Source organism: Pantoea sp. E956-1, from assembly GCF_982223955.1.
Genome location: NZ_CEUYZP010000013.1, coordinates 54,286 through 70,857, shown reverse-complemented (window position 1 = coordinate 70,857; position 16,572 = coordinate 54,286). Strand labels below are relative to the sequence as shown.

The window sequence follows — 16,572 nt, the reverse complement described above, 5'->3', positions numbered from 1 at the left end:
CTGCCGGTAGCGATACCGAACCACTAATAATTATTTTTCTGGAGTGGACAATGTTACTCGAAAACAAAGTTGCGATTATTACAGGTGCCGCCTCTCAGCGCGGCATTGGGCGGGCCACAGCCGCCTGTTTTGCTCAGCATGGTGCGCGCGTGGTGGTGCTCGATTTAGATCTGCAGGCCGCTCAGGCCAGCGCACTGTCGTGTGGTGACGGGCATCTCGGCCTGGCCACGGATGTGACCGATCCCCTTTCTGTTCGTCGTGCCATCGACCAGATACTTGAACGCTTCGGCCGTATTGATGTGCTGGTCAACAATGCAGGTATTACTCAGCCGGTTAAGACACTGGAAATCAGCATCGAGGATTACAACCGTATTCTTGATGTCAATCTGCGTGGCACGCTGCTGATGTCTCAGGCGGTAATCCCCACCATGCAGCAGCAGAAAGGCGGCAGCATCGTCTGCCTGTCCTCGGTCTCAGCACAGCGCGGCGGCGGGATTTTCGGCGGCCCGCATTACAGTGCCGCTAAAGCAGGCGTTCTGGGCCTGACTAAAGCGATGGCGCGTGAGTTTGGCCCTGACCAGATACGCATTAATGCCCTGACGCCCGGCCTGATCCAGACAGACATCACTGGTGGCCTGTTACAGGATGAACGCCGCCACGCCATTCTCGATGGGATACCGCTCGGCCGCCTTGGGTCCGCCAGTGACGTCGCCAATGCTGCGCTGTTCCTCGCCAGCGATCTCTCCGGTTATCTCACCGGCATCACGCTGGATGTGAACGGCGGCATGCTGATCCATTAAATAGCGCCCTTCCCTGCCCGCACGCCTGGCGGGCTAACTTCGGGAGTGAACACCATGACCACGCTTAACCTGAGCGTAGCCTCTGCTGCGCGCGATATCACCTATCGCAAAATTGCCTGGCGCCTGATGCCCTGGCTGATGCTCTGTTACCTCTGCGCCTATCTTGATCGGGTCAATGTGGGTTTCGCTAAATTACAGATGATGGATGATTTGTCACTCAGCGAAACCGTGTATGGGCTGGGTGCAGGGATTTTTTTTATCGGCTACTTCTTCTTTGAGGTGCCGAGTAACCTGATCCTGCACCGTGTCGGCGCACGCCGCTGGATTGCGCGCATTATGATCACCTGGGGAATCATCTCGGCCCTGTTCGCCTTTGTTGAAACCGCATGGCAGTTCTACCTGCTGCGCTTTCTGCTCGGCGTCGCCGAGGCCGGTCTTGCGCCAGGTCTGTTGCTCTACCTGACCTACTGGTTTCCATCACATCGTCGCGCGCGTATGACCGTGCTCTGGTTTGTCGCCATTCCGCTCTCAGGGATGATTGGCGGCCCGCTCTCAGGCTGGATTATGGCGACCTTTGCAGGCTTTCACGGATGGGCAGGCTGGCAGTGGATGTTTATGCTGGAAGCTATCCCCACACTTGTTATGGGTTTGGTGGTACTGCTGGTTCTCAAGGATCGCGTTGAACAGGCAGAGTGGCTGGATGAAGATGAGAAACGCCGGGTGCGTGCCGATCTGGACGAGGATAATCAGCAGAAGGCCTGTCATGGCACGGTAAAAGCCTTTGTCGCCGACCGTCGTCTGTGGCTGCTGGCGCTGATCTACTTCTGTGTGGTGATGGGTCAGTACGCCCTGACGTTCTGGCTACCGACGCTGGTGAGAAACTCAGGCGTCAGTGAACCGCTGCATATTGGGCTGCTGACCAGTCTGCCTTACCTCTGCGCCATTATCTTTATGCTGCTGGCCGGGCGCAGTGGCGATCGCTATCGTGAACGCCGCTGGCATTTGATTGTCCCGATGCTAATCGGACTTACCGGACTGACGCTGGCGACCCTGCTGAGCCATAGCGTCTCCCTGTCACTGCTCTCCCTCTGTATTGCCGCTGCGGGCATTCTTTCCGCCTCATCGTTGTTCTGGATGTTGCCGACAAATCTGTTAGGTGGCGTCTCTGCTGCCGCAGGCATCGCCGCGGTGAACTGCATTGCTAATCTGGCCGGTTTTTTCTCACCGTGGCTGATAGGCACCCTCACCACCGCAACCGGTACGCCCGCTTCCGGAATGTACTTTATTGCTGCAGTCCTGCTGGGTGGCGCGCTATGCGTGCTGCGCATCCGGGCAGCGGACGTTAATCGTTAATCAGGAGGTAATATGACTGACCCTCGTCACACATCACACGCGCTCTCATTGCAGCAACGAGCCACCAATATTCGCCGTCATGCCTTATTAATGGGCCAGGTTCAGGGGCAGGGATATATCGGTCAGGCGCTGGGAGCCGCCGATTTGCTTGCTGTCAGCTATTTCCACGCCATGAATTACCGGCCGGATCAGCCTGAGTGGGAAGACCGCGATCGCTTCTATCTGTCAATTGGCCATTACGCTATCGCCCTTTACGCCGCCCTGCTGGAAGCAGGCGTGATACCTGAAGAAGAAAGGGAAACCTATGGGACTGATGAGAGCCGCTTGCCGATGTCCGGCATGGCCGCCTATACCCCAGGCATGGAAATTACCGGCGGTTCACTGGGTCATGGATTAGGAATTGCCGTGGGTGCCTGTCTGGGGCTGAAGCAGAAAGGCTCACAGGCACGAGTCTATAACCTGCTTTCAGATGGTGAACTGAATGAAGGCTCTACCTGGGAAGCGGCAATGTCCGCCTCACACTGGCAGCTTGATAACCTGATCGCCCTTATCGACGTCAACAATCAGCAGGCTGACGGTCATAGCAGTGAGATTCTCGCTTTTGAACCGATTGTGGATCGCTGGCAGGCTTTTGGCTGGTATACCCAGCGGGTTGATGGCAACGATATCTCTGCTTTGCAGGCCGCCTTTGATGCGGCTCGCAGCTGGCCCGAACCCCAGCCGCGCGTCATCATTTGCGATACCCGAATGGGCAAAGGCGTGCCGTTTCTGGAAAGTCGTGAGAAAACCCACTTTATTCGGGTCGATGCCGATGAGTGGGACAAAGCCCTGACCGCACTTGAGCAAGGAGTCTGAGATGAGTTCACAACCGCAAAAAAAACGTCTGACCACATCCGCCATGATCGCCTCGATCGCCGCTGAAGGTCAGCCCACGGTTTCAGCCCCTTTTGGGCATGCTCTGGTCTCTCTGGCAGAGCAGCGCTCAGATGTGATCGGGCTGACGGCTGATTTAAGTAAATACACCGATTTGCACCTGTTTGCAGAGGCTTTTCCGAAACGCTTTTATCAGATGGGCATGGCGGAACAGTTACTCATGAGCGCCGCTGCGGGTATGGCGCGCGAAGGCTTTATGCCCTTTGTCACCACGTATGCCGTCTTTGCTTCCCGCCGCGCTTATGATTTTATCTGCATGGCCATCGCCGAAGAGAATCTGAACGTTAAAATTGCCTGTGCGCTGCCTGGCCTCACCACCGGCTATGGGCCGAGTCATCAGGCGACTGACGACCTGGCTATCTTCCGGGGCATGCCGAACCTGACTATCATTGATCCGTGCGATGCACTGGAGATTAGCCAGGTTATACCGGCTATTGCTGAACATCAGGGTCCGGTCTATTTACGCCTGCTGCGCGGTAAGGTTCCGCTGGTGCTGGATAAATATGACTATTGCTATCAACACGGTAAGGCTCAGCGCCTGCGAGGCGGTAAGCATGCCGTTATTATCAGCAGCGGATTGATGACTATGCGCGCACTTGAAGCCGCTGAAGTACTGGAGAAGCAGGGGATTGAGGTGGGTGTGGTTCACTCACCCATGATAAAACCTCTGGATGAAGAGACCATCCTGCGTGAGGCTGGGGAAGCATTGCATCATAACCAGCTGGTTATCACCGCTGAAAATCATTCGATAACCGGTGGATTAGGCGAAGCTATTGCGGCGCTGTTAATGCGAAACCATGTGACGCCGCGCTTTAAACAGGTTGCTCTGCCGGATGCATTCCTGGCAGCAGGCGCATTACCGACGTTGCATGACCGTTATGGCATATCAACTGATGCGATGGTTAAGCAGATCACCGCCTGGCTTGAAGCCTGAAGCATCTCGAAACCGGGCCTGGCCCGGTTTTTTTCTTAACACCTTCTGTACTGACGTAGAAAGTCATCCTCCCATCGCTGGATTACGTTACTGCCCATCGGCCTGATTACTGATTGCAGTGGTCAGCACTCTCTGCGTATTTGCAACTACTCTGTATGCCGATAACAGCCACTGTTAACCCGGCTCACTGCCATCAAGATGTTATTTCTCGCAATTCACTGTAAACAGCAGTTCAGTGAGCCATCGTCTTTTATCAGGTGGGCCGATAGGGGCTCTTCATTCGTAATCCGCCGCTTTCCTCTGCTTTACTCAATACAGTGAATCTGATGCCGGTCAGCTACCTTTCCGTTATGACCAGCCTGCGATAAGCGTTTTCCGTTAATCAGGTTTCCAGAACGTTCGCAGCCAAAGCGACATCTTGTTTTCCCCACCTTATGAAAATAATTTTTATCGCATGATAAAAGTTATCCACTTTTTCTGTGGATAAGTGAGGGATATTGTCTGAGTATCTTTTTTCTCTCTCTGTTCATCTCTTTACTGTCAGTAAGATACGCTTCTTTTCTGATCACATCTGTTCGCCCTCAGGTCTGAAACGAGGGCGTTTTTCGCTGCAGACATGGCGATTTCAGGCTGAAATTCTTTAATTTTTTATATTAAAAACAAACAGTTAATTATGAAATATGGCTGGCGGGATAACTTATGAAAAAAGGGCAGGCATAGGGATTAGCGAAGTATGATAAGCCGGTACGCTGTGACTGAGGTTTAGTGTGGGTTGATTGGTCACTAATGAACCAGACCCGGAAAATCATTACTTGCAATATTGTAACCGTCGGATCCGCGCTGGCGGCGATCAGATTCATTAACGATAGCATCAGACCAAACGCGCTATCTCTTTTTATAGTGAACAGTGCGATTTGGAGGCGGCCTCGATATCTGGCGAAATAGTTTAGGGAAAAGGCGATTTCATGCGGCTTTTTAGCAAGAAATAATAATTTAAGTTGTTTATTTTCAACATGTTAAATAAAAATACATCCTTAAAAACCTGGCGATTTCAGCCTGAAATTTGAATATCCGCTATCTCTTTTAATAACGATTCGCTAAAAAAATCAAAAAAAAGCCAGCGTTCGTCGCTGGCTGATTTGATTGGAGTGCAGATGCCCTAACGGTTGAGATATTTTTTCAGGGTCTCCGCAATAACTTTATCCAGCTCTTCCTGCAACTCTTTCGACTGCCGGTTAAATTCATAACTGAACATCCGTCCGCGTACCTTTTTGCGGGCAAAGCGATCTTTATCAGCAAAAGACCAGAGCGCAGTCGCCTGGGTTTTATCTTTTTCAGGTTCTTTGATCAGAGTCTGGCTGCCCTGTCGAATCAGACGCAGGATATGATTTTTAAGCTCGTCTTCGGCCAGACCTTCACGGGCACAGACCACATCAATTTCCCTGGAAATAGACTTGATCAGCGCTTCGACGCTTTGCCCGGACTCACTTAACTTGTCAGCTGCCTGTAACAACGCTTTATAGTCGGGATAGGTCAGCTCGGCGTGATTAGGAAAAAGTGAAATCAAATCTGACGGAACGCTGGCGGCCTGCAGGGCACGCGTCACTTTTGCCTGCGATAAGCCCTGATTTTCAGCAATCTCTTTCTGCGACAAACCGCCATCTTTAAGCGTTAAAAGACGCATCCCCACTTCGCGGAGATTGTGTTCCCGTGCCGTCTGAATATCCTGCGCCAGTCGGCGAGCTTCATCAGCGGTAATGGCCGCGTCAGTGATCAGCACGTCCAGGCCGGTTTTGCAGTAGAGTGCGGCTGCCCGACGACGTGAGCCGTCGAGGATTTCGATGCGGTCATCGCGCATCACGCCAATAGCGGGAAAGAACTGCTGCAGCTTAATGGTCCGGATAATGTCGCGCAGTGAATCGGGTGTCAGGCCTGCCTGATCGCGACCGTTGGTTTCCATTGTGACAAACGTTTTGCTTTCAACGTCGCTGGCGGCAATCCGTTCAAAACGAAACAGGGCGCGTTTGCCCGTTGCCAGAACGAATGTCTGGTTGTGCTGGCTGTCTGGTGTGTCATTTTCCAGTGGAGTCTGGCTGAAGGTTCTGCCAATCGTAATTCTTTTTGCGCTCATACAAACCTCAGTTCAGGCGAATAAATTCGATACGGTCGAAGACGGCTTTTGCAAAGTCTTCTGCGGCGGATCGTGCATTCTTCAACGCTTCGCTGCTGCCGACGTAAGTCGAAGGATTGGCGGAGATAACCGTATCAAAGGATTCGCCACAACGTTCAAAACCATCCAGGCGGGGAAGGGCAGCATCAAGCATGTCGCCACCAAAAATCTCTTTTGCCAGGCTATGACAGAGTTTGTGGTCTGCTTTATTGGAGAGCTTCGACATGAAGCCAATATTGCCCTGCAGCCGACAGGTCGCGCCGGAGTCTTCGATAATCGCAATCAGTTCCGGAAGACGTGTCAGGTATTTTAGTGTCGAGTGAAAGTCTACCTGAGCCGGTGGCACCGGAGTCATCAACAGATCTGACGCTGCAATCGCATTCTTCAGGAAAGCATCAAGATGCGGGCCGCTGTCGATAAAGATAAAGTCATAATCTTTTTTCAGTTTGGCAATAACGTTGTCGTACAACACGGCATGAACATTCTGTTGTGGCAGATGCTCAGCACAAAGCTGATCCCAGCTTGAGGCGATAAAGGCGTCATCAATCGAGGCAGGCAGTACATCCACACCCGGAATGATCGACGGAACAATAAACTCGTTGACCAGCTCATCACGGGAGACATTCTGCAGCATTGCCTGCGCGGCAGTCGCTTCCACCAGCCCGACGGAGCGCTCGTGGTTCAGAAACATGGTTGCAGAGGACTGTGGATCAAGGTCGATAACCAGGATGCGCAGATCTTCAAAAAGCAGATGGGGATGGGCACGCAGCGCATGTGCCAGAGAGACGGTTGAAACCGTTTTGGAGACGCCGCCTTTCAGATTACCAACAAACAGGGTGTAAGCGTCACTGTGGCGATCACGATACTTCGGCACGCCACGATGATGATAGATATCGATAATGTTCTGAATAGACATGGCATATTTAACGGAAGAACCGGCCGCGCGTTTATCAAATTGATAACCGCTCTCTTCCATCTCATTGACTGCATAATCCACACTGGCTCGGGTCAGTTTGGGCAACTTTGCCAGCGCCGCTTTGGCATAGACCTGATAGTAGGTATTTTCATGCAGTTCCTGCTTTTGCGCCTGGATTTGCTCGGTGAGGCTGAGCAGCATGCGTTCTGAACGCTGCGCAACCTTCATCACCTGCTTGTCATCATTAGCCATAGTTGCTCCAAACATGTAGGATTTATGACTTTATACAGAAATCCTGCACGTGAGGCAATAAATTATCTTCTCAACATAATCTCCGTTTTTATGTAACTGCACGGGTTGTGGTGAGCTTCATCACATTTTTTCGTCTTACCGAATATATTTTGCAGGTGAATTGCGGTCAGCATTCACTGTAATCAGTAAAACATTCACTGTAGTAAGCAAACGGGTTTAAAAAATCATCAGACAAACCGGGTACAGTGTGCGGGAAAGAGACGAACTCAGGACGCAGTCCTGGAGAGATGAACCGTTCACTGTATTCAGTAAGGCTTGTTTCCCAGCCTGTGGCCTTATGAAGCAGGCGGAAGAGCCAGGGACACATTGATAAACGGATTTTCAGTTAGTGGTTGCAGGTTGCTGTGCTGATTTTTGCCACAGCATCACTTCAACATTCACTATAGTCGGTAGCGTTTTACGTTTTCAGCACTGTGAAGAGCAACGTTCACTGTAATCAGTAAACTTGCCGATCAGAGGTCAGAAGAGAGAGCAGGGGAGCGTAAACGTTCACTGTAGTCAGTAAAGATGGGTTGAAAAATCCACAGCGGATTATAAAAGCATCGAAATCTGAAAAGGGAATATACACCGGCAATGTAACAATCAGCTCTGGTCTGCGGTACAGAAGCGTACAGCCCATAAACGTTCACTGTAATCAGTAAATCCGGAAAGCCGTAAACATTCACTATAGTCAGTAACATCACACGCAGAAGGGGGATGAGAAGGAGAACAACTACACAATCATTCACTGTAGTCAGTAGTCCATAGAAAGAGGCGATTCTGTTCTGGATCAGAGTGTGCCGACGTGGCCGTGAAAGACTCAGACCGAACGAGCAACGGCTTCTTTCTTCTGGAGCCCCTCAGGCAGTCATGCACCAGCCTCGTATACATCCGCAAAACCGTCAGCAGTCTCAGTTTCACTTTAACGTTCACTGTAATCAGTAGAGTGCACGATGCCTTCAGGTACATCGCAGAAAACATTCACTGTAATCAGCAGAACGTTCACTGTAATGAGTAGCACATCAGCATGCTGCCATGGCAGTAATGGCAGTAATGGCAGTAATGGCAGTAATGGCGGTAATGGCACGCCTCAGAACGAGCATCTGGCAATAACGTTCACTGTAATCAGGAGTGATTCGGAAAGCCTTAAAAAGAGGCACCATGGTGAGGCGAGGATAGTGCCCATCTGCAAACATTCACTGTAATCAGTAACAGTGTCACTCTGGTCTCTAAGGTAATTCAGCTCACTTGAGTAATACGTATCATGTGATACACGGTGAACAGACCCATCACGGTAAAGCGCATCCAACCCTGGATTGCTGGTCAGCCGGTAATGCTCTTTCACAACAAAGCAGAGCAAAGGCATTCACTATAGTCAGTAAAAAGGATTCACTGTAATCAGCAGAAAGGTACTTAGCCAACCGGATTCAGGGCATTCACTGTAATCAGTAAACCCGGTAAAAGTGAGTGCTAACCGGTATGAGAGTAAGTACTAACTTACCTGAAGGGTCTTGTTATCAGAAGAATTTAAGGGGAGGAGAGTCTGAACACACTTTTGCGCAGCGGCCCGGATACTGATTACAGTGAACATTACTGATCACAGTGAATGCCTGGAGAGTACTGATTACAGTGAACGAAGTGTAGATGGCGCAATGTCACCGGCAACGCAGAAAGTGACACTGCCACGCAGGAATACTGATTACAGTGAACGTGAGGGATCAATCATCAAACTCAATCTCATCCAGCGAATCGATGCTCTCCAGATTACTGATGCCATCGAGCTTAGGCGTACGGCTGTGGATAATAAAAAAGACTGAGCGGCCACGCTTCACTTCTGAGTAATCCAGATAACCGATCTCTTTCAGCTGCTCCATTGCGCGCCGCACGACATGGTTCTGCGTAGTGGTCTTAGAGCCGAGATTCAGGCGCATACGCAGGCGCGCAAGCGAGATAGGTGCAGGATTGGTCGGCAGGCTCTCCAGGAAGGTGTAGAGCGCCTGTGCAGACTCTTTACGCTTAAGGCGAGAGATTGCACGGAGCTGGAGCAGCACCTTATGGTCGAAGTTGTAGAGTTCAAACAGTTTCGGGTCAGCCTGTATGCGCACAATATCTTTTTCGCGGTCGTAGTACGCAGACTGAACAAGGTGGGTATGATAGGCCTTACCGTTACCTTCAAAGGAGAGCGTATTGGTCGCTATGCGGCGCAGAGAGGCATCAAGACGCTTACGCAGGGCGGCTGAAGAGTTGGCAGAGGGAATGCCACACATCTTCACAAAATCGATAAACGGCAGGGTGACCGTATCGCCTTTGGTCGGATAGCGGGAAAAAGATTGAATAATGCCGGCCCAGGTTTTGAAATCGTTGTCCATATCCAGCCGCGCGCCGGTAATGGTAATCTTTTCGTAGCCTTCCGCTTTTACCAGCGTCAGGTTCTTCAACTCTTTCGTCGCATCTGTTGATGCCATCGCACCGGATTTTCCACGAGCGGTTGATTTCAGCGTCGGCACGAACAGTCCGAGACGCATTAATGCGACAGGCTGGACAGTGTTATTCTTGTTGGGATGAAGCTGAATAACTTCACCACTGTTTTTGGTCACTGACAGAAAAGGTTCTAGTAACGCTTTGTTTTCGTTGTCTTTATCTGCCATGGCGTAAGATCTTCATTCTGTGGATGAAAGGGATCGTTTTCTGACTACAGTGAACATTAGCACTGTTTACAGTGAACATTCTACCTGGTACAGTGAATAAAGTACTGATTACAGTGAACACTTTACTGATTATAGTGAACGCGATCACCCTTTCAGCCCTTGTGGGGTGCGGCCTGCGACGATCGGGGATCTCTTAGGATCTCTCTATGATCTATTAAGGATCGTTTATTAGGATCTGGTCACTGTATAAGTGGAAAACTTAAGTCGTGACATCATTTTAAGACGTGCTGACCATCAGCAAAAACTGGCCCGCAATCTGCCCACTGCATGACAGGCTAATCAGCTACAGCAGCTTTCATTCTCAATAAATAAACAACTTCCTCACTATTATTCATTTTTCATCATTAACTACAGCGAGTATCGTCTCTCCATCACTGACAGATTGAGGAAAACGGCACTATGACTGAACATGCCCTATCACGGAACCCCACAACTGGTGAAATTCTGGCACGCTATCCTTTGCAGAACAGTGCAGAGCTGGAACAGACACTGACTGAAAGCGCATCTGCTTTTGCAGCATGGAAACGCAGCACCATGTCGGACCGCGTTCACGTATTGCGTCAGCTTGGCGAACAGATCCGTCTGCGTGAGCAGGATCTTGCCCGCATGATCACCCTGGAGATGGGTAAACCCATTGCACAGGCACGCGCTGAAGTTCTGAAATGCGCTAACTTATGCGACTGGTATGCGGAACATGGCCCTGCAATGCTGGCCGATCAGCCTACTCAAATTGCCGATGCATGGCAGCGATTCCGGCCCATCGGGGTGATCCTGGCTGTGATGCCATGGAATTTCCCTCTGTGGCAGGTTCTGCGGGGCGCAGTGAGTATGTTGCTGGCAGGCAACACCTATCTGCTCAAACACGCGCCTAACGTCATGGGAAGCGCCACACTGATGGCTGAGCTGTTCAGGGCAACCGATCTGCCTGCTGGCGGCTTTAACCTGATCAACGTCGATAACGATGGAGTCTCCGTCGCCATCAAAGATGACCGCATTGCTGCTGTTGCCGTTACCGGAAGTGTCCGGGCTGGCGCCGCGATCGCTGCACAGGCGGGCGCAGCACTCAAGAAAACCGTGCTGGAGCTGGGTGGATCCGATCCCTTTATCGTGCTGGCGGATGCCGATCTTGATGAAGCGGTTAAATCAGCAGTTATTGGACGTTTCCAGAATACCGGGCAGGTTTGTATGGCTGCCAAACGCTTTATTGTGGAAGCTCCGATCGCTCAGGAATTTGAAAAACGCTTCACTGCCGCGGTTCAGGCGCTCAGCATGGGCGATCCGCTGGATGAAAACACCTTCCTGGGCCCGATGGCACGCGCCGATCTGCGTGACGAACTGGATGGACAGGTAAAAGCCACGCTGCGTGAAGGTGCACGTCTGGTACTGGGCGGCGAGAAAGTGGCAGGGCAGGGTAACTACTACGCGCCGACCATCCTGGCTGATGTCACCAGCGACATGACCGCGTTCAGGCAGGAGCTGTTTGGCCCGGTAGCCGCTATTGCGGTTGCCAGGGATCCACAACATGCGCTGGAGATCGCCAACGACAGCGAATTTGGCCTCAGCGCCACCGTCTGGAGCGGTAATGAAGAGATTGCCGATCGGCTGGCGCTGCAGCTGGAAGTGGGTGCTGTGTTTATTAATGGCAACGGCGCGTCCGATCCGCGCGTTACCATTGGTGGTGTGAAGAAAAGCGGTTACGGCCGTGAGCTTTCGCACTTTGGTGTGCACGAATTCTGCAACGTGCAGACCGTGTGGAAGAATCGTCGCTAGTGTTACTGTGCCGACGGAAGATAAGCGGGCGCTGTTTTAGCGACCGCACTGAGCGGACGCAGCAACCGATGCGGTGCAAACGCACTCAGCATTGGTGAGCCTGTGCCGCTCAGCATCTCCTCAGCCACCAGCCTGCCCAGCAACGGGGCAAGGGTCATGCCGCTATGGCTGACCATCAGATAAACGCGTGCTGACTCGCTGATGTAGCCTAATGCCGGCAAGCCATCTGACGGACGCGACCGCTGTCCTGTTTCAATCCGCTCAATTCTCGCGCCTTCCGCGTTTGTAAAAAGCCGCCGCAATCGGCGCAGCATCTCTTTGCCAATCAGTCCATCCGGTGAGACCGGGCGTGCCGGATCGGCGTGCTGATCCAGATCCAGCGCCTGCAGCATCAGACGGCCACCGCCATCCGGCCGCACATTCAGTTCCGGGGTGATCAGATTGCATTTAAGTGGGATCGGCAGAGGCTGGGTCTGCGCCAGAAAACTGCAGGCAACAGGATCGGCGCGGTTCGCATCGGTCATCGCCAGTTCAAGCCCGCACTGACTTATCAGTTCCGGCGCCCAGCGGCCGGTAGCCAGCACCAGCTGATCGCCGCGCCATTCATCCCCACTGGCCAGCGTAAGATGGACATCCTGCGCCGATTCAGTCAGCGTCGTCACTTCATTGTTGCAGACCAGCTGCCCGCCACTGGCACGCAGGTCAGCCAGCAGAGAGGCGATAAACAGGCTCGGATAAAGCAGACACTCCGACGGGAAAGACCATGCATGCTGAATGCGGGGATCGAGCCGCAACTCGGGCAGAGCACTTAGAAGCGCGGCGCGGCTACGTTTCTCAACGGGGTAATCGAGCGTTGTGAGCTTTGCTGCGCGCTGCGCCAGCTGACGCAGGGATGATTCATCGGCCGCCCACTCCAGCGTGCCGGTTTCCAGCAGCCATCGGGGCGATGCAGGATGGCTGGCCTGCCAGCACTTATGCTCGTCTATCGCATGGGCATTAAGATCATGGTAGCTGGTGGGTTCTTTGCCGTTGGCATTGACCCAGGCATAGCTGATCTGGCTGGTGCCGCTGCCAGGATAGTTTTTATCGAAGACGGTGACCTCTGCGCCCCGTCGCGATAATGACTGCGCGACGGCTAAACCCAGCACGCCTGCACCGATTACGGCAATACGTTGTGGCATATCTGGTCTCTCCTGAACAGGGATTTATGGAAAACTGCTACCCGCCGGTTCGGTTACTATTGCGAAGTCAAAGAAGTACGTCAACTACAGCGTCAGGCAGTGGTTTCCTCGAACCACGCGGGCACCGGATCGGCTAGCGTGATCCAGTGCTCAGGGCCTGCAGCCATCTCCTGGGGTGTCAGCAGTGCATTATCCAGTGCGGCACGGACGCTCTTCTCGTCCATCTCAATGCCGATAAAGACCAGCTCCTGCCGCGCATCGCCGGTGCCTTCCTGCCACTGCTCAACGATGAAGTTAAGCGAATCCGCATCCTGTGGCCATTCCGTACGCGGCACGCTGACCCACCAGCGACCAGCATAACCCTGACGCGCCACCGCGCCCGCCTGCGACCACATCGCGGCATAATCGGGCCGGCTGGCCAGCCAGAAGTAGCCTTTAGATCGGAGAACCCCATCAAGCTGGTGATTGACTACTTGCCAGAAACGCTGCGGATGGAACGGACGGCGGGCGCGATAGACAAAATTGCGAATGCCATACTCCTCCGATTCCGGCTGATGCTCACCGCGCAGGGTCTGAAGCCAGCCGGGTGCCTGCGCTGCCCGGTCGAAATCAAACCGACCGGTATTCAGCAGGCAGTCCAGCGGAACCTTGCCAAATTCGCTTTTCACAATGAGTGCATGCGGATTAAGCGCATGCAGAATGCCCTGCAGTTCATGCAATTGCGTCTGGCTGAGCAGATCCGTTTTGTTCAGTACCAGCAAATCGCAGAATTCAATCTGATCCACCAGCAGATCAACCACTGAACGCTCATCCTCCTCGCCCAGCGACTCACCGCGAGACTGAAGATCATCGACTGAACGATAATCACGCAGGAAGTTGAAGCCATCAACCACGGTAATCATGCTGTCCAGCCGGGCGTAAGCTGACAGACTTTCACCTTCTTCATCTTCAAACGTAAAGGTTTCAGCAACCGGCAGCGGTTCAGAAATGCCGGTAGACTCAATCACCAGGTGATCGAAACGCCCGGCCTGAGCCAGCCGTTTTACCTCCAGCAGCAGATCTTCACGCAACGTGCAGCAGATGCAGCCGTTACTCATTTCGACCAGCTTTTCGTCGGTACGCGACAGCTGCGCGCCGCCATCGCGAACCAGCGCAGCGTCAATATTAATTTCAGACATATCATTAACGATCACTGCGATCCGACGCCCTTCGCGGTTGTTCAGAATATGATTAAGCAGGGTAGTTTTACCGGCACCGAGAAAGCCGGAGAGAACGGCAACCGGCAGACGGGGATCTTCGGATGTCAAAGTAGAGAGTGTCATGGTGTTACCTGTAAGAACGCGATTATAGATATGTTATAACATAACATTAGTAAGATTGTTTTCAACCCGGATTTGAGGTTTTGTTTCGGGTATCAAAGAAGGTTTAAAAGGGAGTGGAAATGCAACAACTCACGCTTGTCCCGCGTCTGATGCCAGCCGTCAGGTCCGGAGAGAAAACCTCGACGATTCGCTGGCAGGAGGGCGATATCACCCCTGGTCCGCTGAGACTGGTGAATCAGCAGGATGAAACGGACGCGGTAATCGTGTGGGTGACGCAGGTCGACACGCTGCGCTTAAGCGAAGTCGCCGCGACGCAGGGGAAACAGGAGGAATGGCCTGATGCGGTGCTGCTGGATGGGATGCGTGAGCACTATCCGGAGATCAGGCTGAGCAGTGAGGTGCAGCTAATCACCTACCTCACGCCCGCAGAAACCCTGCAGATGCTCACTAAACAGTGATTAACTGTGCTCAATCACCAGCAGCGCCATCGTATCGGCTTCCAGCGCCCGAAGGATATGCAGCTCATCGCCCGGATAGGTAATGTAATCACCCACGTCCAGCTCCACCGCACTGTCGACCGGGCCCACCAGCGCACGTCCTTTCGCGATAATAATGTGCTCAATGGTATTGGGAATATGGGGCTGTGAAATGCGTTCGCTGCCGGGCTGAACTTCCAGCAGATAGATATCACGCCGAACGCCGGGCGGGCAGGAGGCCAGCAAAACGGCCTGATAATCGGCAAGATCGGCGGTAACCGTCAGGCCCTCTCCACGCCGAATCACCTGCAGACGACGCGCATCCGGCTCCAGCAGACGTGAAAATGGAATGTTCAGCGTTACGCAAAGCGACCACAGGGTTTCAATGCCCGGATTGCCATTACCCGCTTCCAGCTGTGACAGCGTAGATTTGGCGATCCCTGCGCGGCGCGCCACTTCAGCCAGTGAAAGACCGGCTCGCTGCCGTTCACGTATTAAGGCATTGGCAATAATGCTGATAGGGGTATTCAAACGTACTCCTGATAACCTGAGTGTTTTTTATATCGAACATAACGTTCATCTTGTAAAACGCTGTCGCGGTGTTCATTATATCGGATTATATGTTCATTATGAGACAGAATGATGCTTTTTCCGCAAATGCAGTTGCTGGACAAAGGGGTGATCAAAGCGATTTTTCTGGTCTGCCTGGCTGATGGAATTGTTGGTTTATCCTATGGCTCGCTGGCGTCGGCCGATGGGTTTCCGCTCTGGGTGCCGCTGGCGCTGTCAACGCTGGTGCTGGCGGGGGCGTCGGAATTCCTGTTTATCGGCATTGTGGCCGGGGGCGGCAGTCCGTTTACCGCCGCTGCCGCGGGCCTGCTGGTGAACGCGCGTCACCTGCCGTTTGGCATTGCGGTCAAAGATCTGGTGGGACAGGGGCCGTCCGGCTGGTTTGGTTGTCACATCATGAACGATGAAAGTGTGGTGTTTGGTATCTCTCAGCCGCAGCTGGCTCAGCGTCGCAGTGCTTACTGGCTGTGCGGTATCGGTATCGGTTTTATCTGGCCGGTCAGTGTCATGACCGGGGCGGCAATCGGGCAGTTTATCCCTGATGTTTCGGTGATCGGACTGGATGCGGTGTTTCCGGCCATCCTGATCGCCCTGATCTTCCCGGCGCTGCGCCAGCGACGTACCCGGATCCCGGCGACCGTTGGCGCGCTGCTCTCCTTGCTGGCGACCCCCCTGGTTCCGGCGGGCATGCCGGTGCTGTTCTCACTGCTGGGCCTGCTGACATGGAGATCGCGCAAATGACACATCAGGGAATGATCATCGCCGGGATTGCCCTGCTGGCCGCCGGAACGTATCTGATGCGGTTTGCAGGCGTCAGGCTGGGAAACCGTCTGCCGATCAGCGAGCGCACCCAGCAGATGCTCTCCGACGCCGCCACGATATTGCTGCTGGCAGTAGCAGCCACCACCACACTGTTTGAAGGCCAGCATTTTGCCGGTGTGGCACGGATGGCGGGTGTGGGTTTTGCCCTGTTGCTGGCATGGCGTCGGGCGCCGCTGATTATGATTATTCTGGGGGCGGCGGCGATGACGGCGCTGTTGCGTTTTCTCGACGTGCCGTGAAGATGTCATTAACCCCGGCAAAAGCGGGGATGTTATCGCGCTGAAAATTTGTCAGGATGGCACGCTCTCAGGCGTGATTAGCCCGAT

The 16,572-nt window shown here is 53.1% G+C and carries 14 protein-coding genes; 8 read left to right on the top strand and 6 right to left on the bottom strand.

The features are described from left to right. The first annotated feature begins 50 nt into the window (after nucleotides 1-50). The 4 genes from AC0T7J_RS22380 to AC0T7J_RS22365 are packed head-to-tail and all read left to right on the top strand — an operon-like array spanning nucleotide 51 to nucleotide 4,020. Nucleotides 51-800, top strand: coding sequence for an SDR family NAD(P)-dependent oxidoreductase (locus AC0T7J_RS22380; protein ID WP_473797213.1), 750 nt, complete (start codon nucleotides 51-53; stop codon nucleotides 798-800). 54 nt (nucleotides 801-854) lie between these two features. Then, on the top strand, nucleotides 855-2,153 hold the full coding sequence (locus AC0T7J_RS22375; RefSeq protein ID WP_473797210.1) for an MFS transporter: 1,299 nt from the start codon (nucleotides 855-857) through the stop codon (nucleotides 2,151-2,153). 12 nt (nucleotides 2,154-2,165) lie between these two features. Beyond that, on the top strand, nucleotides 2,166-3,008 hold the full coding sequence (locus tag AC0T7J_RS22370) for a transketolase (protein WP_473797207.1): 843 nt from the start codon (nucleotides 2,166-2,168) through the stop codon (nucleotides 3,006-3,008). Nucleotide 3,009: 1 nt separating this feature from the next. Next, nucleotides 3,010-4,020, top strand: coding sequence for a transketolase family protein (locus tag AC0T7J_RS22365; RefSeq protein ID WP_473797204.1), 1,011 nt, complete (start codon nucleotides 3,010-3,012; stop codon nucleotides 4,018-4,020). Between the two features lie 1,159 nt (nucleotides 4,021-5,179). On the opposite strand, the gene AC0T7J_RS22360 is transcribed toward AC0T7J_RS22365, so the two are convergent. The 3 genes from AC0T7J_RS22360 to AC0T7J_RS22350 all read right to left on the bottom strand — a co-directional run bounded on the left by AC0T7J_RS22360 (nucleotide 5,180) and on the right by AC0T7J_RS22350 (nucleotide 10,045). Further along, on the bottom strand, nucleotides 5,180-6,151 hold the full coding sequence (locus AC0T7J_RS22360) for a ParB family protein (RefSeq protein WP_010246824.1): 972 nt from the start codon (nucleotides 6,149-6,151) through the stop codon (nucleotides 5,180-5,182). A 7-nt stretch (nucleotides 6,152-6,158) separates the two neighbouring features. After that, a complete protein-coding gene (locus tag AC0T7J_RS22355) occupies nucleotides 6,159-7,358 on the bottom strand; it encodes an AAA family ATPase (protein ID WP_010246822.1) in 1,200 nt (399 codons plus the stop codon). Between the two features lie 1,757 nt (nucleotides 7,359-9,115). Continuing rightward, nucleotides 9,116-10,045 carry a RepB family plasmid replication initiator protein gene (locus AC0T7J_RS22350; RefSeq protein WP_010246820.1) on the bottom strand — a complete coding sequence of 310 codons (930 nt, stop codon included), beginning with the start codon at nucleotides 10,043-10,045 and terminating at the stop codon, nucleotides 9,116-9,118. Nucleotides 10,046-10,504: 459 nt separating this feature from the next. On the opposite strand from AC0T7J_RS22350, the gene AC0T7J_RS22345 reads away from it, so the two are divergent. Further along, a complete protein-coding gene (locus AC0T7J_RS22345) occupies nucleotides 10,505-11,875 on the top strand; it encodes an aldehyde dehydrogenase family protein (RefSeq protein ID WP_473797201.1) in 1,371 nt (456 codons plus the stop codon). Between the two features lie 2 nt (nucleotides 11,876-11,877). Here the strand turns inward: AC0T7J_RS22345 and AC0T7J_RS22340 are convergent, their stop codons facing one another. Next, entirely contained in the window at nucleotides 11,878-13,056 is a 1,179-nt protein-coding gene (locus AC0T7J_RS22340) for an NAD(P)/FAD-dependent oxidoreductase (RefSeq protein WP_473797198.1), read from the bottom strand. 92 nt (nucleotides 13,057-13,148) lie between these two features. Then, nucleotides 13,149-14,378 carry a zinc metallochaperone GTPase ZigA gene (zigA, locus tag AC0T7J_RS22335; protein ID WP_473797195.1) on the bottom strand — a complete coding sequence of 410 codons (1,230 nt, stop codon included), beginning with the start codon at nucleotides 14,376-14,378 and terminating at the stop codon, nucleotides 13,149-13,151. A gap of 119 nt (nucleotides 14,379-14,497) precedes the next feature. Between zigA and AC0T7J_RS22330 the strand changes: the two genes are divergently transcribed. After that, nucleotides 14,498-14,836, top strand: coding sequence for an ASCH domain-containing protein (locus AC0T7J_RS22330; protein ID WP_473797193.1), 339 nt, complete (start codon nucleotides 14,498-14,500; stop codon nucleotides 14,834-14,836). Here AC0T7J_RS22330 and AC0T7J_RS22325 read toward each other — a convergent pair whose 3' ends face one another. Then, entirely contained in the window at nucleotides 14,837-15,385 is a 549-nt protein-coding gene (locus tag AC0T7J_RS22325) for a helix-turn-helix domain-containing protein (RefSeq protein ID WP_473797190.1), read from the bottom strand. It abuts the gene before it with no gap. A 111-nt stretch (nucleotides 15,386-15,496) separates the two neighbouring features. Here AC0T7J_RS22325 and AC0T7J_RS22320 point away from each other — a divergent pair, with 111 nt between their 5' ends. Both AC0T7J_RS22320 and AC0T7J_RS22315 read left to right on the top strand, forming a co-directional pair. After that, nucleotides 15,497-16,165 (top strand): AzlC family ABC transporter permease, encoded by a 669-nt coding sequence (locus tag AC0T7J_RS22320; protein ID WP_473797389.1) that lies wholly within the window; start codon nucleotides 15,497-15,499, stop codon nucleotides 16,163-16,165. Beyond that, nucleotides 16,162-16,485: an AzlD domain-containing protein gene (locus AC0T7J_RS22315; RefSeq protein ID WP_473797188.1), complete on the top strand. Its 324-nt coding sequence runs from the start codon at nucleotides 16,162-16,164 to the stop codon at nucleotides 16,483-16,485. The genes AC0T7J_RS22320 and AC0T7J_RS22315 overlap by 4 nt, the downstream gene beginning before the upstream one ends. Nucleotides 16,486-16,572 lie beyond the last annotated feature (87 nt).